15 protein-coding genes and 1 pseudogene are annotated in these 21,863 nt (G+C 34.3%); 10 read left to right on the top strand and 6 right to left on the bottom strand.

Annotated features, from left to right (window positions below):
* Positions 1 to 23: 23 nt before the first annotated feature.
* From pdaA to rlmD, 3 genes are all read left to right on the top strand, one after another.
* Positions 24 to 824, top strand: coding sequence for a delta-lactam-biosynthetic de-N-acetylase (gene pdaA, locus AC6CHR_RS18535; RefSeq protein ID WP_498250491.1), 801 nt, complete (start codon positions 24 to 26; stop codon positions 822 to 824).
* 436 nt (positions 825 to 1,260) lie between these two features.
* Positions 1,261 to 3,933: an arabinan endo-1,5-alpha-L-arabinosidase AbnB gene (abnB, locus tag AC6CHR_RS18530; RefSeq protein WP_498250490.1), complete on the top strand. Its 2,673-nt coding sequence runs from the start codon at positions 1,261 to 1,263 to the stop codon at positions 3,931 to 3,933.
* A gap of 290 nt (positions 3,934 to 4,223) precedes the next feature.
* Positions 4,224 to 5,615, top strand: coding sequence for a 23S rRNA (uracil(1939)-C(5))-methyltransferase RlmD (rlmD, locus tag AC6CHR_RS18525; RefSeq protein ID WP_498250489.1), 1,392 nt, complete (start codon positions 4,224 to 4,226; stop codon positions 5,613 to 5,615).
* 279 nt (positions 5,616 to 5,894) lie between these two features.
* On the opposite strand, the gene AC6CHR_RS18520 is transcribed toward rlmD, so the two are convergent.
* Complete coding sequence (locus AC6CHR_RS18520; protein ID WP_498250488.1) at positions 5,895 to 7,094, bottom strand: recombinase family protein; 1,200 nt, start codon at positions 7,092 to 7,094, stop codon at positions 5,895 to 5,897.
* Entirely contained in the window at positions 7,091 to 7,255 is a 165-nt protein-coding gene (locus tag AC6CHR_RS18515; RefSeq protein ID WP_498250487.1) for a hypothetical protein, read from the bottom strand. The genes AC6CHR_RS18520 and AC6CHR_RS18515 overlap by 4 nt, the downstream gene beginning before the upstream one ends.
* Positions 7,256 to 7,860: 605 nt before the next feature.
* On the opposite strand from AC6CHR_RS18515, the gene AC6CHR_RS18510 reads away from it, so the two are divergent.
* The 4 genes from AC6CHR_RS18510 (at position 7,861) to AC6CHR_RS18495 (ending at position 11,421) form a co-directional block, all read left to right on the top strand.
* The gene (locus AC6CHR_RS18510; protein ID WP_498250486.1) at positions 7,861 to 8,721 is read left to right on the top strand and encodes a hypothetical protein; all 861 of its coding nucleotides are present in this window, start codon (positions 7,861 to 7,863) and stop codon (positions 8,719 to 8,721) included.
* A gap of 505 nt (positions 8,722 to 9,226) precedes the next feature.
* A complete protein-coding gene (locus tag AC6CHR_RS18505) occupies positions 9,227 to 9,385 on the top strand; it encodes a hypothetical protein (RefSeq protein WP_498250485.1) in 159 nt (52 codons plus the stop codon).
* Positions 9,386 to 9,548: 163 nt separating this feature from the next.
* On the top strand, positions 9,549 to 10,094 hold the full coding sequence (locus AC6CHR_RS18500; RefSeq protein ID WP_498250484.1) for a sigma-70 family RNA polymerase sigma factor: 546 nt from the start codon (positions 9,549 to 9,551) through the stop codon (positions 10,092 to 10,094).
* Entirely contained in the window at positions 10,063 to 11,421 is a 1,359-nt protein-coding gene (locus AC6CHR_RS18495; RefSeq protein ID WP_498250483.1) for a DUF4179 domain-containing protein, read from the top strand. The genes AC6CHR_RS18500 and AC6CHR_RS18495 overlap by 32 nt, the downstream gene beginning before the upstream one ends.
* A 162-nt stretch (positions 11,422 to 11,583) precedes the next feature.
* Here AC6CHR_RS18495 and AC6CHR_RS18490 read toward each other — a convergent pair whose 3' ends face one another.
* The gene (locus tag AC6CHR_RS18490; protein ID WP_498250482.1) at positions 11,584 to 11,994 is read right to left on the bottom strand and encodes a hypothetical protein; all 411 of its coding nucleotides are present in this window, start codon (positions 11,992 to 11,994) and stop codon (positions 11,584 to 11,586) included.
* Between the two features lie 315 nt (positions 11,995 to 12,309).
* Between AC6CHR_RS18490 and AC6CHR_RS18485 the strand changes: the two are divergent.
* Together AC6CHR_RS18485 and AC6CHR_RS18480 are read left to right on the top strand one after the other, a co-directional pair.
* Positions 12,310 to 15,328: pseudogene (locus tag AC6CHR_RS18485) on the top strand (defense-associated sirtuin 2).
* Positions 15,329 to 16,015: 687 nt separating this feature from the next.
* A complete protein-coding gene (locus AC6CHR_RS18480; protein ID WP_498250481.1) occupies positions 16,016 to 16,867 on the top strand; it encodes a DegV family protein in 852 nt (283 codons plus the stop codon).
* A gap of 645 nt (positions 16,868 to 17,512) precedes the next feature.
* On the opposite strand, the gene AC6CHR_RS18475 is transcribed toward AC6CHR_RS18480, so the two are convergent.
* The 3 genes from AC6CHR_RS18475 to AC6CHR_RS18465 form a co-directional block, all read right to left on the bottom strand.
* Entirely contained in the window at positions 17,513 to 18,607 is a 1,095-nt protein-coding gene (locus AC6CHR_RS18475) for a hypothetical protein (RefSeq protein ID WP_498250480.1), read from the bottom strand.
* Entirely contained in the window at positions 18,594 to 19,388 is a 795-nt protein-coding gene (locus AC6CHR_RS18470) for a S8 family peptidase (protein ID WP_498250479.1), read from the bottom strand. The genes AC6CHR_RS18475 and AC6CHR_RS18470 overlap by 14 nt, the downstream gene beginning before the upstream one ends.
* Positions 19,389 to 19,496: 108 nt before the next feature.
* On the bottom strand, positions 19,497 to 20,000 hold the full coding sequence (locus AC6CHR_RS18465; protein ID WP_498250478.1) for a hypothetical protein: 504 nt from the start codon (positions 19,998 to 20,000) through the stop codon (positions 19,497 to 19,499).
* 705 nt (positions 20,001 to 20,705) lie between these two features.
* Between AC6CHR_RS18465 and AC6CHR_RS18460 the strand changes: the two genes are divergently transcribed.
* Positions 20,706 to 21,689 (top strand): tRNA dihydrouridine synthase, encoded by a 984-nt coding sequence (locus tag AC6CHR_RS18460; protein WP_498250477.1) that lies wholly within the window; start codon positions 20,706 to 20,708, stop codon positions 21,687 to 21,689.
* Positions 21,690 to 21,863 lie beyond the last annotated feature (174 nt).

Genomic DNA, 21,863 nt, shown 5'->3' with positions numbered 1-21,863 from the left:
TATATATTGAGGAGAGTAAAAGGATGAAAAAATACATCATAACAATGAGTATTCTTTGTTTATTTTTTCTGTCAGTACATTCTGTTGAAGCGCAATCAAACAGGCCAATTCACTGGGGATTTTCGAAGAGTAAAAATCATCAGCCTGCTTATGCTGGTGAGGAATTGGAAAGTATCCTTGAAAAGTATGGTTCGTTTTATATGGGTGATACGACAAAAAAGGAAATTTACTTAACGTTTGATAACGGCTATGAAAATGGATATACAGCAAATGTGCTTGATGTATTAAAGGAGCATAACGTTCCAGCAACCTTCTTCGTTACCGGTCATTACTTAGATACTGAACCAGCTCTAGTGAAACGAATGGTAAATGAAGGACATATCGTTGGAAATCATTCTTGGTATCATCCAGATTTAACAACACAAAGTGATAAAGAATTTAAGAAAGAATTAGAATCAGTCCGATTAAAAGTCGAAGAGCTGACCGGACAAAAAGAGATGAGATACTTAAGACCACCAAGAGGGATTTTTAGTGAAAAAGTTCTTGATAAATCGAAGGAATTAGGCTATACATCAGTATTTTGGTCATTGGCATTTGTTGATTGGAAAGTAAATTCTCAAAGAGGATGGCGCTACTCTTACGATAATATACTGAAACAAATTCACCCAGGATCTATCATGTTACTTCATACAGTATCGAAGGATAACTCAGAAGCGCTCGACCATGCGATCGTCGAATTAAAAAGACAAGGCTATACATTTAAAAGCTTAGACGACTTAATGATCGATAAGATGATTGAGAGTCCATATTTATTCTCCCTTTGAATCATTTCAAAGGGCTTTTTTTATTTATGAAGCAGGATTAACTTGTTCGTACAAATTACAAGTATAAAAAGTTAACATGTACTTAAAGGTGAAAAATTCTGTTGACATGTACGAACGTGTGTAATACGATAAGTTGCGGGGGTAGGATAAGCGCTTACATACAAAATCATTCATCAACATAACGAGATGTAGATGAATAACTAACTTCTTAGATGCGCTTACCCCAATATTTTATACTAAGATTCATTTTGAAACGATAAGGTCCACTCTTGCTTCATTTAAGTGTTTATTATTTAGGTCCTTTTCTAATGCGCGAAAATAGCCTATTTTTAAGTCTGATAATAAACAGTGGGTATTCGTTGTATTTATTAATGAATGAATACGCATACAAAACAAGAGTGGGTTTTGGTTTCTAATGGACGGGGGGAGTTAGAAGATGACAAAGAATGTTTCTCGTAAGCTACTGGTATTTTTTATGATGGTAGTATTGGTATTACCTAGTTCAACTTTTGCGATCGACAATACAGAAGAAGAGGTACCAGTATTTAAAAATGCATCCGTACATGATCCTTCTGTTGTTGAAGCAGATGGTGAGTTTTTTGTATTTGGATCACATTTAGCCTCAGCAAAGACAAGTGATTTTATGCAATGGGAACAGGTTTCAAATGGAGTGAATCCAGAAAATCCATTGTTTGAAAATGTCGTAGAGGAACTAAAAGAGACATTTGACTGGGCCGAATCAGATACCTTATGGGCGGCAGATGTCATTCAATTAGAAGATGGAAAATATTACATGTATTACAATGCCTGTAAAGGGGATTCTCCACGATCTGCACTTGGAATAGCGGTTGCGGACAAGGCTGATGGCCCTTATGAGGATTTAGGAATTATTTTAAAATCAGGTATGTGGGATGAAGAAAGTGAGGATGGCACGATCTATGATGCGACAATCCATCCAAATGCAGTAGACCCTGATGTTTTCTTTGATAAAAATGGTAAGCTATGGATGATTTATGGCTCCTATTCTGGTGGTATCTTCATACTTGAGTTAGATCCAGTAACAGGGGAGCCGTTAGAAGGTCAAGGGTATGGAAAAAAACTTCTTGGAGGAAACCATAGTAGAATAGAAGGAGCATATGTTCAATATAGCCCAGAAACAGACTACTATTATATGTATCTATCATTCGGTGGTCTTGATGCAGTTGGCGGCTACAATATGCGTGTCGTTCGTTCTGAAAATCCAGATGGACCTTATGTTGATTCTGAAGGAAATGACATGATCAATGTAATGGCTAATAAAGAATTACCGATTTTCGATGATGCATCCATTGAGCCTTATGGTGTGAAAATAATGGGGAACTTCCTATTCAAACGTGAGGTTGGTGAGAAGGGAACTGGAATTGGTACTGGGTATGTATCACCAGGACATAATTCTGTTTACTATGATGAGGAAACAAATGATCAATACTTAATTTTCCACACACGATTCACTGAAAAAGGCGAGCAACATGAAATTCGTGTTCACAAAATGTATATGAATAATCAAGGCTGGCCAGTGGTCTCACCTTATCGATATGCAGGAGAATCGTTAGATGTAGTCTCCGAGGAAGATATTAGTGGAGATTATAAATTTATTAATCATGGTAAAGACATATCTTCTGAGATAAAAGAATCTGTTCTTGTTAATTTAAACAACGATGGAACGATTTCAGGAGAAGTGAATGGTACATGGGAGCTAGCAGATGATAATAAGGCTGTATTGAATGTTGATGGCATAGAGTACAATGGTGTATTTGTACGTCAATGGGATCCAACTTCAGAAAGCTACCTCATGACATTTACTGCCCAATCAAATAAAGGCGTTTCAATTTGGGGAAGTAAAGCAGAAGGTATGACTGATGAAGAAATTGTAGAGTCAGTAAAAAGTGACCTATCAATAGGAGAAACTAGCAATGTCATTAGTAACATAAAGCTATCGACAACTGGTCTTCGTCAAACTGAAATAAAATGGCAGTCTTCACATCCAAAGATTGTTTCAGAGCAAGGAGTTGTGACTCGTCCTGTTGGTGAGGAACCTGTAACAGTAACGCTAACTGCGACGATTACAAAAGGTGATGTGACTGCGACTAAGACATTTGACGTTACTGTTCTTCCGCAAGAGGAAGGTAAATTGGTTGCACACTATGCTTTTGAAGATAATTTACTAGACAGTACTGGTCAAGTAGCTGCTGGGACAGTGACAGGAAATCGAATCAATAATACAGATGGTGTGACTACCTTTGCAAGTGGTCAGGTAGGACAAGCAGCAGTGTTTAATGGTTCATCAGGGATTCGTTTACCAGATGGTCTGATCTCAAGCAATAAATATACGGTCTCATTATGGTTAAAACCAGAGGAATTGACCAGCTACACGACAACCTTCTTTGGTGCAAGTAGCGAAACAAAATGGTTAAGTCTCTTACCACAAGGTCATGATGCAGCCAGCAATAACACGATGCTTTGGTCAGGGGAATCTTGGTTTGATGCAAATACGGAGCAAAAAATCGCAGTAAATGAATGGTCACATCTAGCTTTTACTGTCAGTAACGGAGAAGTGACAGTCTATATTAATGGTGAACCAGCATTTAGTGGAACTAATTTTCCAGACGTATTCACAACCACAAACGCAGCCTTCGCGTTAGGTGTTAACTATTGGGATATTCCATATAAAGGGTTAATGGACGAAGTGCTTATTTATGGGGAAAAGGTATTAACAGAAGAAGAAATTAAAAAGTATTACTCAACTGGAGAATTTCCAACTAATCCAGAAGAAGACGGAGAAGAAACACCGACAATTCCAGATGGAGATGGAGAAACACCAACACCTCCAGGTGGAAATGGAAATGGAAATGGAGAAACGCCAACACCTCCGAATGAAGATGGAAAGGAAACACCAGTTGTAGAGGTTTCTGATGAAGTGAATGGCGACAAAACATCAGAAGAAGTAGCAGGTGAGAAATTACCAGCTACAGCTACAAATACGTTTAATGTACTATTAGTAGGTTCACTGCTGTTACTTGTAGGAGCAGTTACGATCTTCTTTGTAAGAAGAAAAAATAGTGTCGAATAGATAAGAGAAAGAGATTGACTCAGGTTTGAGTTAATCTCTTTTTTGTTGAATGCTAAGAGAAATGGAGACAATAATCGACTAGAGACTTGTTTTCACCAACAAATTTTATGAGTGTTAATGCATTTTTTATGTGCTAATAATAGATAAGGTTAAGAGCTCGGCTATCATCTGCTGGATATTCATTAGAAGAAGTATTAGTATTATGGTTAGTTCTTCTATATAATAGATCGACAAATGGTTACGTTATATAAAGAAGTAGAAGGTTAACTTAAGAACGGAGAATTTAACTAATGGTAGAAAAAAATAAGAATCAGTCGATTAAAATTTCACAAGGACAAACATTTCCTTTAACGATAAAAAGACTAGGTATTAATGGAGAAGGTGTAGGCTATTTTAAAAGACAGGTTGTCTTTGTACCAGGTGCACTTCCAGGAGAAGAAGTTGTCGTTGAAGCAACAAAGATCCGACCGAATTTTGCTGAAGGAAAGGTTAAGAATATCCGCAAACAATCACCTTTCCGTGTAAAACCACCATGTCCAATTTATGAGGAATGTGGAGGATGCCAGCTCCAACACCTAGCATATGACCAACAACTAAAGGAAAAACGAGATATCGTGATCCAATCAATGGAACGCCATACAAAGCTTAACGTTGAAAAGCTTGATATCCGTTCTACAATCGGAATGGAAGAACCGTGGAATTATCGAAATAAAAGTCAATTCCAGGTTGGTCAGCTGAAAAATGGACAATTGATAGCGGGTTTATACGGTTTAGATTCGCACAAACTAGTGCCAATTCAAAATTGTATGGTACAGCATCCATTAACAAACAAAGTATCAGAAGAAGTTAAACAAATTCTCGAGGACTTTCAAGTACCTGTATATGATGAACGCACACAAAAAGGTATCGTGCGAACAATCGTAACAAGAGCCGGCTTCCAATCAGGAGAAGTTCAAGTGGTCCTCGTTACAACCCAAAAAGAAGTACCGAGAAAAAAGAAAGTAATGGCCGAAATACAAAAAAGATTACCAGAAGTTACATCACTCGTTCAAAATATCAACGGAAACAAAACATCACTCATCTTTGGCGAAAAAGAAATTCATCTTAGTGGCGAAGAAGTCATCCAAGAAACATTAGGTGATTTGAGCTTTGAACTCTCAGCAAGAGCGTTTTTCCAATTGAATCCCGTTCAAACAGTAAAGCTGTATGACGAAGTGAAAAAAGCAGCAAATCTAACCGGTAAAGAAAAAATTGCTGATGCATACTGTGGTGTAGGAACAATAGGTATGTGGCTTGCAAGTGGGGCAAGTGAAGTACGCGGTATGGATACGATTGAATCTGCGATAATTGATGCACAGGAAAATGCTTATCGACACGGGATTGAAAATGCTACTTATGTTACTGGAACCGCTGAGGAATGGCTTCCGAAATGGATAGACGAAGGCTGGCGTCCTGATGTTGTCGTGGTCGATCCACCGAGAACTGGTTGTGACAGTAAGTTTTTGGATGCGATTAAAAAGGTGAAACCTAAGAAATTTGTTTATGTGTCTTGTAATCCTTCGACATTGGCTAAGGATATTGATTATTTGGCAAGTGATTATAGGGTTGAGTATATTCAGCCGGTGGATATGTTTCCGCATACGGCGCATGTGGAGTGCTGTGTGTTGCTCGTAAAAAAATAGAAGATATATAAGGGTCCGAGAATCGGTAGTGGATTCTCGGATTCCCATCTTCTTTTATTTCAATTCTTTCTATTAGTTTGTGAAGCATTTCTTCGTCAAGAATAGGGTTTTGAACAAACCGTTCAATTTGTTGGATAAGTTTTGTAAAATCAATCGTTTGTTTTTGTTGGAGTAATCCCTTTTCTAATTTTAACTTTTCCTCATTTAGTTTAGCGAGTTGGATACCATTATCCTCAATGAGTAATCTGTATTCTTCATCTTGGATTTCACCCCGTATTTTCATGCGAAGTGCAGCCGTTTGTCTTTCTTTAAGTTTTCTATCTCCTTGAGAATGGTAGTGAGTTGTTTTTGATCCCGCTGAATGAAGTTTGCAACCTTTTTCTCAATGTCTTTTTGAATAGATTTTGTTGAGAGTGCTGAAAACATTTGCTTTATATCATTTGAAATTGCTTCAATCAGTCCATTTTCTCTTACATGGTGATCTGAACATTTTGTATGACCATATTTATTGTATGCCCCACAAATATATCCCTTACGATTGGCTTTATAGTGCATACTCTTACCACAATCATCGCAAAAGGAAATATTTGTGAATAGATGTTTTTTAGCATATGGTCGTTTACGTTTTCTTTCAGAGATTAACTGTTGAACAACATGAAAATCATCTTTGGAGATAATAGGCTTATGTGTGTTTTTGATGACAACATAATTTGCTGGATTAATCTTTTTACGTTTTTCAGTTGTTACACTAATTGAAGTTTCCTTTTGTTGAACTAGATTACCGGTGTAATGTTGATTTTCTAGTATTTTTCTAACAGTAGACCCATGCCAAAGTGAACTTGCATTTCTCTTTCCTGCAATTTCAGAAGGAGTCGGTATATCTTCCTCTAATAGCTCCCTTGCAATTCTGTCAAATCCCTTACCTGAAAGATAAGAGTTGAATATTCGACGCACTACATCAGGAGTAGAATCAATTCTAGGTTTTAAAACTCCATTCTCAACATAGTATCCGTAGGGTGGAATGGAGCCTTTAAATTTACCAATCTTTGCTCTGATTTGTAGAGCAGCCTTCACACGTTCACTTGTTCTTTGGGATTCTTGTTCATACATCCAAGCGTATAGTCCAAACATTTGAGTATTTCCCGATAGTGTGTCAATTGCACCATCCATGGTAAGGATGTGTATGCTTTGAATTTCTGCAAGATTTTTAATTTCATAAGATAATTGTCCATTTCTGGCTAATCTGGATAATTCCTTTGCCAAAATAATGTCGAACTTTTTCATTTTTGCATCTTCAATCATCCGTTTTAGGGCAGGGCGTTTATTTGATTTCGTCCCAGACTCAATGTCTAAATATATATCAAATAAGTCCCACCCTTTCTCAGATAGTAGATTCATAAACAATTCTTTTTGGTTTTCAAGGGACTGTTTTTGTTCTTCTTTGTTTGTTGAGACACGAATGTAAATTGCTGATCTCATGTCACTTCCTCTCCTTTCTCGTTAGAAGAGTCAGTGGAATTCACCTTAGTATTATCATAGAATTCCTTAATGAGTGCGTCAATTTTTTCATTCAAAATAGATTGGAAAATGCTTTCGAGGGTAATTGGAGATTGATTATTGAAGATTCTTTCGAGGGTCATGATGTTTTCCTCCAGTTGTTTTTATTTTATTGTAGATTTTCATTTTAAAATAATTGAGTGGGGAATTTCAAAGTCATATGGTTTGAGGGTATTCGAGGGGAATGTAATTGATGATTTCCTTTTTTGATAAATTCACTTCCTATCATTGTGAATATCATGTTATGTCCCTATATTAATTGGGATCATGACATAAATCAAAATTATTAAGTTCGAGGTCGTATCAATAGTTCATAGAATAACAACCCCTACCAAAAAGGCTGCATGTGGAATGAGATAGCCAAAAAACGAAACCGTAAGCATACAGCTTTTACGGTTTTTTCTTGTAATCATATACTTGTAATCTACTAGACAAAAGGAAAATTCTGAACCTTTACTATTATGCACATGCTGTAATGTTGTTCTACGATTTTGTGAGGACATTGTTGAATATTTACTTTACAACTTCAGTAGGATGCTTTACTTAACAATCACATTGGTGCTTATCAATGTGTTGGAAAGTCATATAAATTAGTTAGGGACGGGAAAAACAAAACCAAGTGAACCCTTGATAACAAAGGCTTTCTTTCTTTGCTCCCATGAACTAAAATAAAGGAGATGGTTTTACAATGATACACACATTTGAAATGATGTTGCTCGTAGAAAATTCCAATATTCAACACCTATTTGCCATGTACGGGGTTAACCTCAACAAGTATGATTACTTTGGGGCTGCGGTTACACAACTAAAGAGCGAAGTTAAAAAGAGTTTCCCTGCCTATTCAGTTACCTGGATTAGTTGTCGTGCGGATGGAAACTGGAATCTACACTTGAAAGTAGATGTTGTTAAAATGTTGCACAAAGGAGAGATTTTAGAGAAAGATTATAATTTGGTAGAATCAGATATTCGAAAATTCCTTATCAGGCACTTTGGTCATTCCTTGTATTTTGACTCCCATACACTCAAGAGAATTGATTACAAAATGGATGCTGTCGTACCTAAGCCAAAGGACAGGGAACTGTTATTTCAAAATACACTGCTAAAATATGCTTACAAGAAAAAAATCAAATGGGGTAAGGATGAAAATGGCAATCCTTTTAAATATGTAACTTCTCAATATCACAAATGTAATAGTATTGAGTTGAACATTTACGATAAAGAAGAAGAACGGATAGCAAATGGTGAAGAAATTCAATCATACGAAGAAAATGTGGTAAGATACGAACTAAGACTTAAAAACAGCCACCTGAACAGCATGAAAAGAAAAGATAAAGGAAAAGGCAGACCAAAGAAATTAAGGAGTTATTTTTCGTACCAGTTATGGAAAGAGTATATGGAAAAACACGTTCTGCCAATTGTTCATCGAGGGGACTATTATAAAATCACCGAGGCAGAAAAAATCATTGAAAACAGTCATTTCTCAAAAAAGAAAAAAGATGACCGTCGAGCATTCCTTGTTCAAATCTCCAAAGGCAGTATTGATGCCTAAGAAACATATGTCTAAACCCACTTATCGAAAATACCTTCGTGATCTTGAAAGTATCGGAATATCCCCCATCCTCATTCCAAAAAATCTCACCACCCAAAACCACACCACATTCCCAAGTTTCTTGAAAAATCCATTCAAAATTTGAACGTCAAAATGTATTCCAAATGAAAAATCCCTTATAGAGTTAGATTCCAAACGAAATAGAAAAACTGTAAATCCCACCCTGCTTGTATAAGGGTGGGAGTAATGAATTAGATACATATAACACTTTCCAAATACTTTTTCATTGCTAATCCGTTCCCCTCCCGACTGACTAGAACCCTTAGTTAATAAAGAAAATCGTGAAGAAGTATCTTTTATATCATTACGTATTCTTGTGAAGGGAAAGAAGATCGTTCGTAACTTACGATATTTCGATTAACCGAAAAGCCCTTTATAAGCTATTATGGATGAGGTGACTGTTTCAGGATAACGATGGAAACTAGAGTTTTTGGTGGATGGTACAATGGATATTGAAAAATTTATTAGTGATAAGGATAAGTACGATGTGAATGAATTGGAACCACTTTTTAAGGAGTTTAGCGACCAAAATCTTATTGTTTTAACGGTGCATTCTTCGAGAACGAGAGATTGCTATTTTGCTTATTCAAGTAACGAGCAGTAGAGTGTATGTAGTTATTTCTTATACCACCAATATTATATATTTGAAGAGCCATTATAAGACGCTCTTTCTTAGTGTTGATATAACTGTTTTTTTAGGAAAAGGATTAAAGTTGAAACTTTTTTATCATAATTTCCCTCTAATAGGCAGAAAGGAGGTCAATTTAATGAATGAACTTAAACTGATTAAAAAGGCGATGAAGGGAAACAAGGAATGTTTAGAGGAGCTTCTTGTTTTACATGGTGATCAATTGTACCGTACTGCTTACATATATGTTCGAAATCGTGAGGATGCTTTGGATGTTGTCCAAGAGACCTCTTACAAAGCATTTTTATCAATTGAACAATTAAAAAGTGAAAAGTTCTTTTTAACTTGGCTAACAAAAATACTTATAAACTGTTCGTATGATGTACTAAAAAAGAGAAAGAAAGAATTACCTTTGAACTGTATGGACGAGGTTACTGATGATAAAAGAGAAAAAGGAGTAGAGTACCTAGATTTATTAGAGGCGGTTAGTGGGTTAAATGAAAAACATAAAAATGCTATTATTCTTTTTTATTTCCATGATTTACCTATAAGTGAAGTGGCTAAAGTAATGAACATACCGGAAAATACCGTAAAAACCTATTTAAGTAGAGGGAAAGAACGATTAAAAAAGTTGTTAGGAGGAATGAACAATAATGGAGAAAAAGTCATTGCAAGAAGTATATGAGAAAATCGAAATACCCAAAGATGGAATTTTAGATGCAATAAAGGCTGGAAAGGAACGTGCTAGTCATCCTAAAAATAAGATGGGCCCTAGAAAAATTATATGGTCCACAGTTGCTGCTGCAACGATTATTGTTTCTTCAAGTTTCATTTCTCCTTCACTATCCCACGTAATGGCAAAAGTACCGTTGTTAGGTGATGTGTATGGTACTTTTAATGATTTGGTAGGTAGGAGTTTACAATCTCAAGATTTGATTACAGAATTGAATCAAACCTATAGCTCCAAAGGAGTGGATGTAACTATTACAAATGCTTATTATGAAGGAGCTGTAATTGGAGTTACATTTTCCGTTAAAGGAAATGTAAGGACAGAGGAAGATGGTAGAATCCAAGGGTTTTATGAAATATTTGATGGTAAAGGTGGTATTTCTGATAGTAAAGAAATAGTATACATTGAGCCAACAGATAGTGGCTATATAGGTCATATACAATTAAGCTATCCGAAAACAGAATTACCACCAGAAACTTCTTTTCCACTTGAATTCAAGAGGATAGGTGAAAAAGAAGGTAGTTGGAGATTCGATGTACCTATAAACCAATTACCTTATGAGACAGTAAATGTTGACAAAGGAACGAAAGATGAGGATGCAGAAATAAATGTTCATTTTGATTCAATTATTGAAGGAAAAGCATCAACTGCTATTAACTATACAGCTACCTTTCCAATTGAAGGTAAACATGATCAAGTACGATTAGAGGCATATGATGACCAAGGTAGAGAGATTAATATATCGACAGACGGAATAGACCTAGATACGATAACAGAGAATAATAAAATTGTTGTTAAAGGAAGAAGTATTATTCCACAGTCATTAAAGGGAGAAACAAGTTATATTGTAGTTCAACCTAAAGTGGCCTTGAGTGAATCAGATTATTTTATTGAATTAAATGATGCAACTCCAGTTGAAATCAATGCTGCAAGGCAAGATTTTGTTGTTGAAATGGAAAATGTTACTGTTAAGAATAAGGCTGTTACTCTTGATTTTCAAATAAATAAGGGTAACGACATGAATCAGGATTTTTTGTTTTACAGTGACTTTGCTCGTAATGATGTCACACTGGTTAAAGAATCAGAAAAGGATATTTATAAAGAGGCGATTAAACACTCAGTTGAAGTAATTAACAAAGATAACTTACGCTTTAGAAGTACATTCGATATTAGTAAAATCAGTGATTTTAACTTAAATGACTATGTAATAAGAATTAATATGGGTTCATTAAGTTCCAATATTCCTGTTGAGTTAGAAAAGGTTAAAATTGATTTGAAATAAATAGGAATTTTTTTAAAAAGACAATCTTTATTTAACTATGGTTGGACTTTGATATTGTCAACTTAGTGGATAAAATTGTTGTTATTTTACACTCTATATTTAAAATGAATATCTCAAAACTGAACCCAATAGAAAAAGAGCCATGGTTTGGCTCTTTTCTTGTTATCGTCTATATTTGGTTTGCAAATCTAACAAAGATTGACAAATCAAATCTTGGATTTTGTATTGAGGATAGTATTCCTCACAGAATTTCTTAAACTCATCATAAAGATCGGTGTTCATTTTAACACTTTTGTTTTCATACTTGGCTTCCTTACTGTAAATCCTTTCATCAAGCACCAACAATCTATTTGAGTGGTACATTAAAAGCAAACTTTTTAAAGTATCAAAGTGTTCCTTTATAAAGGATAGTTCATCTGTTTCATCCTTCTGTTCCGCTTTTAACCGTTCTTCTTCTGACCTCACGAATGGGTAATATTGCTTGTCCGACTGGTGATAAAAATAATTACCAACTCTCATTTCTTTCGTGAAAGTGCTGTATGGGATACCGATGAGTTCGGATACTTTCTTCAAGTCATATTTTTGTAATAGTTGGTTTACCTCTTTTATTCGAATAGATGGTTTCGTTGAAAGAATGTGTCTTTGTCCATAGGCACAACCCCTTTACTTTAATGAAGATATAGTATTATAGAAAGAAAGAGATTCTTTTATTCCATATGAGTAGGAAATGCAATGTAAGAAATTGAGAGAGAATTTGTATTACCTATTACTACCTATCTAAACCAAAAGATTGTTATTGACTTATTGGAAGTAATAGAGGATGGGTTTGCACAAGTAACTTATTTAAACATCTCAACTATAGAAGGTAGCACGATACTGGAATTGTTGATGGTGAAGGTGGATTTGGAAAGTAAAAAGGTATTCAGAAAAATAAAAAGAGGTGTTTCTCATATTTGACAATAATGTAGTTGAATGCATAAAAGAAATCACAGAATCCTCAAAGAATGGAAAACTCGTCTTTTTTGTTGGTGCGGGAGTTTCAACACTTTCAGATTATCCTCAATGGTGGAGGTTGGTAGATAAGTATCATGAAGAGCTCTATGGGAGTCCAAAGAAAGGAAACTATTCTTCTGATGAATATCTTCGAATTCCTCAAATATTTTATAATGTCAAAGGTGAAATGGCATTTGATGGTATACTAAAAGGTTTTTTTCAGGTAGATAAGCCTACGAACCCAATACATGACAAGATATTAGCTATGAACCCAGCACATGTAATTACAACTAATTATGATAATCTGATTGATACTGCTTGTTGGAAGAGAGGGAAATATTTTAGTGTAATAAGTGCTGAAGAAGACGTTGCTAATGCCACTTCATCAAGGTATTTACTAAAGGTTCATGGGGATTTTAGACGGGGTTATAAAGGGGGAAATGTAGTTTTAAAGGAAGATGACTATCTGAATTATGATCAGAATTATCCTCTTATCAGTAATCTCATGAAGACAATAATTGCAACGCATACCATTGTTTTCATAGGTTATGGTTTAGGAGATTATAATATTAATATGTTGTTAAATTGGGTAAGAAAGTTACAAAAGGACAGTTTTCATAAACCGTTTTTTATTAGAACAGATCCTTCGCCCATTGAAAATGAGACTTCAATCTATTACGAAAATAAAGGATTACGAATAATTGATGCAGCTAGTTTGATAGATAGTAGTGAATCTGATTATTTAGAACGTTATTCAGCAGTAATGGATCTTCTTATCGAATCAAAAGAAAATAAATTTATCACAAAAGACGACGAAGTAATTGATTATATATACGGAAAAATAAGCCCATTATTTGCCCTTCAGTATATTCGTAAAATTGATCTCAAACATGTCTTTGAATACGATTATCACTTTGAAGTCAATGGTACTGTTGTTCGGCTTAAGAATAAGGGCTTTGGTTATATGGAGCGTTTTTTTGAATTAAGAGAGAGCTGCGATGAGAGAAGTAAACTTTCCAAAAAACAATGTGAAAGGTTTAATGCTCTTTCTAATTTCTTTGAGAAGAATGGAGTTATCTGTATGGTGAAAGATGCAGGTACTCTGAATACCTCGATAGAGATTAATAGTTTGGCATATCACGGCAAATATGATGAAATGAGGAAATTTATTGAAGAACAATCGGTAAATATTGAGGATGATTATAAAAAAGCATTTTTTCTTGCGTGTCTAGGTAGGTGGGAAGAATCCTATAACCTTTATTCAAATATCATCTTAAATTCTATAGATGAATCAAATTGGTGTGTACATTATCTATCACAAATAAATAGATATAGGATTTTTCAATCTATAACACAAGCTGTAACACAGTTCAATAGTCTTGGTTTATTAACATTTGGAAGGCATTATAAACCATTTACTGATGAATTTCTTGCTAGGATCGAAAGGGAAATGACAAATTTTATTATTGATGATTTATTTAGCGGTATGCCATTTGAGTTTCAAAAGAAATATAAGATACTTGAGTTTTTAAGTGATAATCAGTTTTTATATGATGATACTGTAAAACTTTTTGAGTTGACTAATAAAGTGCGTTCTGAAATAAGTAAAGGGTCTTATTCTTTTGGAATGTCATCTGATATTGTTGTTCTTCTTCGGCTTTATGATAATTTACGGTTTTTATATGAAAATTGCTTATGGTCTGTTTCTTTTCATGAATTTCATCAATATATGCGAAACTCAATGAGCCTACTAATTGAAAAGGCTGAATATGAGCGAACGAGGGATATAGATGAATTTGGATTCTCTTTTGGGGGAAGAAAAACAGGTTTTTTTATTGATTATTACGATTTTGTTAATATATCGAGAAACTTTAAAATTGATGACATAAAGAACCTTGAGAGAAGTTGCTCAATTGATAAAATTAGGTTTGGTGAACAGGAAAAAATCGAAGAATACTTAGTTGGTATAGCAGAAGAAATTACTAAGCAATTTTCTGCTAATGGAATGAACGTCATTTTTTATACTCAGTTTATTTCGGAAGCAAAGGCAGCACTCTATTTTGCTAAATATGTAAAACTATCTGAAGAGGGACTTGGGAAAATAGTGAAAGCGTTGTTGTTTTATTTTCCTGAGAGAGATTTGGATATAGGAAAACGCTATATATGGTTAGAGAGATTAACTAAATGTAATGGATTACCCGAGTCAATAATTTCAATTATTGATGATTTTCTAGTGTTACAGGCAGAAAAACATATTGATCAAAATCATTCAGAGGTATCATCAAATGGTTTATATTCCAGGGACTATGGTGCTTTAATTAAGCATTTTGAGAAGAATTTTATTTCAAAAAGACTATCAGAAATCACTTTATGTTTAACACAAGATAAGCAAAAACAAATTGATTTTTTGTTTAAATTATTTCGCTTACTTTCCACTAATGCAAAAAGTCATCTATTTAGTTTTAAAAAAGTTGAAAATATAAATGATTTAATGAATGGAATTAGAATAGGCTTAATTGATGATTTCACTCCGGAGCATGAAGAATTAATTATTGAATATCTGGAGACACGAAAGATAGATTATATTGTTGAGAAGGACAAGGGAATACAAACTTTTTCTTCTAACGACTATATGAGTACCTTTGGTATCTGGTATTTTCTTGAGGAAATAAATAATTCAAAAATGGAAAAGTTTATTGGAATGGATGATCAGTATGACTTTTTTGTAGACCCGGAGAATTTTGATTACAAAAAGTTTATACCATCGTGGCTAAAAAATTATAATGAAAAATTACTTGGTAATATCGCTGGTAATAAACATATGAAACATCATGTGATTGAGGTACTAAAAGAAAGAGTTGAAAACTCAAATGATAAGAGGTATTTGGAAATTTTAATGAACCACTTTATCTAAAACTCGTTGTAAATCTTACTAAGGGTGAATTCCACTGCTCAAGGAAATTTGCTATGGTTTGTCTACACATAGCACTCTACGCATGTGGAGTGCGTTGCGAAAATAACTTTAAAATAGTATGGGAGAGCCTGATTTTATATAGTAGAAACTTGCAAGCAAATATTGATGGTGATATTAAGGTAATTTATAAACAGGTGTGTAAATGAGAAAATCAGGGTCTTGACAAGAATTGTTTTCAAAACGTAGTAATGACGTATTGAATTACACATTTAAGTGAACAATTAATTATGCATATGTTCACCGGTGAATAAAAGAAAAACACGTATTCTTGAGCAGTGTCCTCCTTTCATACTTTCTATCTAGAGTTTTTCGATTTATAAGGGTTTTCCCTCAAAGTAGCTGGAAGCCTTTACGATCAAGCCTTGTTTCATCTCGATGAAGTAAATAAACGACACAAGAGTTGGAATGCCGCCTCATGGATGGAAAGATAACCACACATTTATCTCATCACCCCTTTGAATGAGTGTGCCTGACCCTCAGACTTAGGTGCTTTTATATGCCGGGGTCATACATAATTTTCTGAATATTTAACGAATGATGTTCTCTTTTAGTGTATAGTTGGAGTAAATCATAATAACTATGCACCGATAGGATTAAGGTGGCTGTGTTAGTTGGAGGGATGTATAATTGAGTAGAATTATTTTATCGACTGAGAGTGGAGCGGATGTACCAAAAGATTTAGCTGACAAACATGCTATTCAAGTGGTACCGATGCACGTCATCATGGATGGACAAGACCATTTAGATGGTGATCTATCCGTAACAGAAATTTATGACTATCATGATCGCACAAAAAAGATACCATCTACAACGGCCACTAATGTTTATGAATATCAGGATTTTTTTACGCGAATTAAAAAAGATTTTCCTGATAGCATCATTATTCACATTGGCTATACGTCAAAAGCATCTTCTTCCTTTCAAAATGCGTTAATTGCAGCAGAAGAATTTAAGGATCTTTTCCTAATCGATGCTTTGAATGTTACAGGTGGATTAACTGCAATCGTGATGTATGCTGTTACTTTGCTAGAAAAAGAACCTGAAATTGAACCTGTTCAATTCATAGAAAAAATAAAATCAAAGGTTCCTAAATCAAGACTGGCTTTCGTTCCCGGCAGCTTAGAATTTTTAAGGGCAGGTGGACGTGTAGGTAATATGGCTTATCTCGGAGGGGCATTATTAAAAATAAAGCCATGCATTGAATTAATAGAAGGAAATCTTGTTTCAACTAAAAAATACCGTGGGCAAATGAGTGTAGTCGCGGAAAAACTCATGCGAGATTATTTAAATCAATATGATATTGATAAAGAACAGCTTTATTTTATATACTCAATCGGACTCAGTGAAAGTATCAAGCAGCAGATGAATGAAATCGCAAATCGAACAGGTTTTGAAAATGTAAAGTGGATTCAAGCAGGTGCTATGATTTCTACTCATTCTGGACCTGGGGGCTTCGGGATTGCGGGACTTGAATATTAGAACGATTCTTAAAAAAACCGCCTTGATAGACTAAAACGTTTTACAATTAGCGGTCATGTTGTTTACTCAGAAAATATTGGATTAATATGTCGCAATTGGTTTTAACAAGTGTAGTAATGCCTGGAGACATTTGCTATGCTCAGTGAGAAAAATGGTTCTGAATATATCAAACGTTTTTTTATTATTGAAAAAGGTAAATTTTAAGAAGTCTAAATCAGTGAGTGTGCCTAACCCCAGTACGGATAGATCGGGGATCAGGCACCTTTTTTTGCTTTGTCTTTTTTTAAGTAGATAAATTGCATGATCATTTAAGGGGACACTAACCATGGTTGCTTTTCAAGATAAAGTAAGTTTCATCTGGTCAACCGCAGAGGTTTTACGTCGTTTTGATTGCGTATTAGAAGATGCGCGTGAACCATTTTAAATCGGTGTTCAACTCGACTAAAGAAAAATGTTTAGCTTGTAAGAGAATTACGAAGAGAGTAGAAACATACCCAGCTAAAGATTAATAAACCCACCAACAACATCTCTGTGTTGCCGCATACACTCCACTCATTGTGAACAGCCCCTACTTTTCACTTCGTGAGTAAGGGACTGTCATCAATAGATTGATTATATTTATACGACTATCTTTTTTTTATTTTATTATACAGGGCTTCCGAAAAGTGAATGACTACCTCTATATTTATATTTTCCATTCACTTTCTTTATAGCTGGGTGGTAATGATTGAAATAACCAGATCCCCTTTTTCCATGTAACTCAACACTTGTAGACTTTCCGATTGGGCTAGATCCTTTAGAAGCTTTGAGTGCTAAATTTTGCGTTACTGACCAAATATCAGCACTTGCTGTCAATCTAGCAACCGCCTTCTTATATGATAGACCGCCAGTTGTAACAATAAATTTGTTGTTTTTCTTAGTAACGCCATAATGGTTATACTTTTTATCTCTTACTTTCGAATTTTTAGCAACATAATCTAAAGTAAGTCCTATTACACCACTAATTATAATTGCTGTACCCGCAGCGATTAAATGGCTGATCAACGCCGTTCCGAGTATAATCCCAGGAGGTATAGCAAAAACGAACGAACCGATACCATCTGATAATGATAGTTCTTGAGTCTCCCCAGTTGCATTATCCGTTATAACGATTGGAGAATTAGCTAATCCTTCTTCAGTCGTTATGACATTTTTAGATTCGGCTAATAATATTTCACTTTGGAGTTTAAACTCATCTTCTATAAAATCGTCACTGTTTTCATCTGTAACATCACCTGTAATCAATAATTCACTCGGGTCAATTTGTACTTCTTCTTCTGGGATAATTTGTTCTTCTAATTTATTTAATAACTCCTCATCCTCAGATAAAGCTGAATCCATTTTAGCTTTATCTTCCTTTGTACCAAAGAATAAAGAATACTCCTTACTTTCATCACCGTTTGATTCAGTAATTAGAATACTATTTTCTGTTGTTGCCAGATTTGTAATATCCGTATCTATACTTACATTTATCTCTGTATCATCAGACACAGCAGTTAATTCTACTTTTCCTGAAGTTACATCTATGTTTAAGTCTTCAATTTCTGAATTTTTAGGATCAATTTCTTCTAGTTGACTCTCTAATTGTTTTTCTATATCACTTTCTAAATTTACTTCATTCGCAGAAGCAGGACTAAAATTTGTAGTAATTCCGATAAACAAGCTGAAAACCAAGATATAAATTAAACTATTCTTCTTCATTTATATGTTCCTCCCCATATTTATTTAATACATTCTGTACCATTTTTATAATATCTTGTTTGTCTATTCCTTTACCATTCTCTTTGATATAGTTTGATAGAAAACCTGTCGCTATTGCTGTTGAATACGAAGTGCCATTAAATATGTCGTATGAATTGTTATTACTTGTCGATATTATTTTTTCACCTGGGAAATACACATTTGGAATTCTACTTTCTAGGTTGAACTTTGATTTTTTACTCTTTAAGTTCAAAGCCCCAACCAAATAAACATTATTAATAGCCAATAAATCAGCTTCTTTATTGGAAGATCTGAAGATTCCATTTCCGTTTGCCATTAAAACAATAATATTATTTGCCGATGCCTCTTTTAAAGCTTTCTTTAATTCGTCTTTATAGGTAATAAACTCTATACTTATATTAATAAGATCAACGTTGTTATCTATACAATAATAGATTCCTGATACAACATCTTTTTGAGAAACGATGCCGTTACTCATCACTACAGCATTGTATATTTCTACATTATTAGTTGAAAGACCGCGGATTCCAAACTTATTATTATTTCCCACGATTACACCAGAAACAGATGTACCATGAATAATATCATTTTCCTGTACGGTAGACACAAATCTTTTTTTATATATCGCTGTCTGTTTTAGATCTTCATGGTTGGTGTCTATTTCTCCATCAATTACCCCTATTTTAACTACGTTTCCATTATCTCCATTTTCATTAAAGGAATGATGAAACCAATTTTTAACTTCGTATTTATCGGTCATATCATTAAGAACAATAAATTCTTTGATTTTAAAGTTAAGATAATTGTAATTAAATAGAATGATAATTATGCCTAAAATTGTAGGTAAAAAAAAAGAGCTTTTTTCATTTTAATCCCTATATATAAGCATTAATTTTGGATTTAGATACGTATAATCATCAAAAAAATCTTCTAAAACTTTCACAGTCAATTTATTAATATTGATTTTAGTAAATTCCAGATCCTCTTTTTCGTATTTACCTTCCCATGTATGCCATAACTCTATTTCCTTATAAGGAACATTGCTGTCTTTTAAGAAGCTTATTATATTAGAGACTAATGATTTACTATTACTATTTTCTATTATATAAACGTTGCTTTTTTGTGAGTAATATTTGATGAAATCATTTTCGGTTTCTTCATTAATAACTAGGGATCTTTCCTCGTCGCTATTATCTAATACAAATATTTTTTCGTTTTTATCTATAGACAAGTTTTTTATAATACCATCAAATAGCTTATATATTTCATTTTCGGTATATCCACTATTTAGTAAGTCGTTAAACGATTTTATTTCATTATCATTCGTTACAGGCAGTCTATCATTTGTTGCAAAAAAATTACATATACTCATCACACATCACCTTTTGAAATAGTATGTTTACCCGTTTTAACTATCTGTATCTATAACCCGCTATTCAAACTCGTCAATTTCAACAAACAAATCTAGAGAACATTTTTTAGAATACTTTGAAAAAAACTACTATAAAGTTATCCATGAGAACACAAACAGACAAATGTAATTATAATACTTACTGGTAAAATAAGAAACAAATTACAGTATATGACTTATGTATTATTTGCATTTTTTAAATCTATTAACAATTGCCACAGAACCATGAAATCTATCTTAATAAGTTAAAGGATTAAGGCCAGTGTGCCTGACCCCCAGTAAATTAAAGCGTCACCGTACTGGAGGTAAGGCACCCAACTCCACAACGTTCAAAACTTAATGTCTAGTTTAATAAAATAATGAAGGCACTGATTTGTTAAAACAATAACCCCCGATGCTATGTGATTCCATCGGGGGTTATTGCGTATGTGATTTACCATCTGCTTTTTTATTTATAAAAGTACCATTCAGGACCGATTTTCGTTAAAATAAACATTACGGATTTTCATAATCGTTATTTCAAAAATTATAAATGTCCAAGTGTACTTGTGTTGTTTGATAATAAGGTATTAAATATAAGTGTAATAGAAGTGGAACATTTGGCTTTATATTTTTTTACCGAGAGTTAGAAGTTGTATCCATAGTGAGAGAGGATTTGAGTTTGAAATGATAGATAATTTTTGGCGTGATTTACCACGACCATTTTTTGTACTTGCACCAATGGAAGATGTGACAGATGTTGTTTTTCGTCACGTAGTAAGTGAAGCCGGTCGACCGGATGTATTTTTCACAGAGTTTACAAACTCGGATAGCTATTGTCATCCAGAGGGCAAGAAAAGTGTGCGTGGACGTTTGACTTTTACAGAAGATGAACAGCCAATGGTGGCACATATTTGGGGGGATAATCCCGAATATTTCCGTCAAATGAGTATTGGCATGGCAGAGCTAGGATTTAAAGGTATCGATATTAATATGGGCTGCCCTGTACCGAATGTGGCATCGAGAGGGAAAGGTAGTGGCCTTATTCTACGTCCAGACGTTGCGGCAGAACTAATTCAAGCAGCAAAAGTGGGCGGACTGCCTGTCAGCGTGAAAACACGACTTGGCAATAATGATGTAAATGAGTGGGAGGAGTGGCTAACTCATATTTTAAAACAGGATATTGCGAATCTTTCTATTCATTTACGTACAAGAAAGGAAATGAGCCAAGTCGATGCGCATTGGGAGCTAATTCCTGAAATCAAAAAATTACGTGACCGTATTGCACCAAATACACTACTAACAATTAATGGAGACATTCCTGACCGTCAAACTGGGCTGCAGCTTGCTGACCAATATGGTATTGATGGTGTTATGATCGGACGAGGTATTTTTAAAAATCCGTTTGCTTTTGAAAAAGAGCCAAAAGAGCATAGCAGTAAAGAATACCTTGATCTTTTAAGACTGCAGCTTGATCTTCAAGATCAATATGCTAAAGTACTGCCACGTTCAATCACAGGGCTTCATCGCTTTTTCAAAATTTATGTCAAAGGATTCCCTGGAGCTGGTGAATTAAGAAATCAACTGATGAACACGAAATCAACAGATGAAGTGCGTGCATTGCTTGATAACTTTGGAAAGAATGTTGATGGGACGGGGACAGTGAAATGATTTTGTAGATAAAAAATAGAAATCCTACATGTTAAAATTAAATTTCTTAACCATTCATCCACAGTTAAAATAGAAATTGTGGATGAAAGTGTGAGAAAAAAACATCAAGCCCTACATATTATAAGGTAACTGGCAACTAGAACAGAGTGAACCATCGATTTCGATAAATCGCTT

The sequence above is a fragment of the Metabacillus sp. GQ13 genome (genome assembly GCF_059758525.1).
This window is presented reverse-complemented; position numbering and strand designations above follow the sequence as displayed.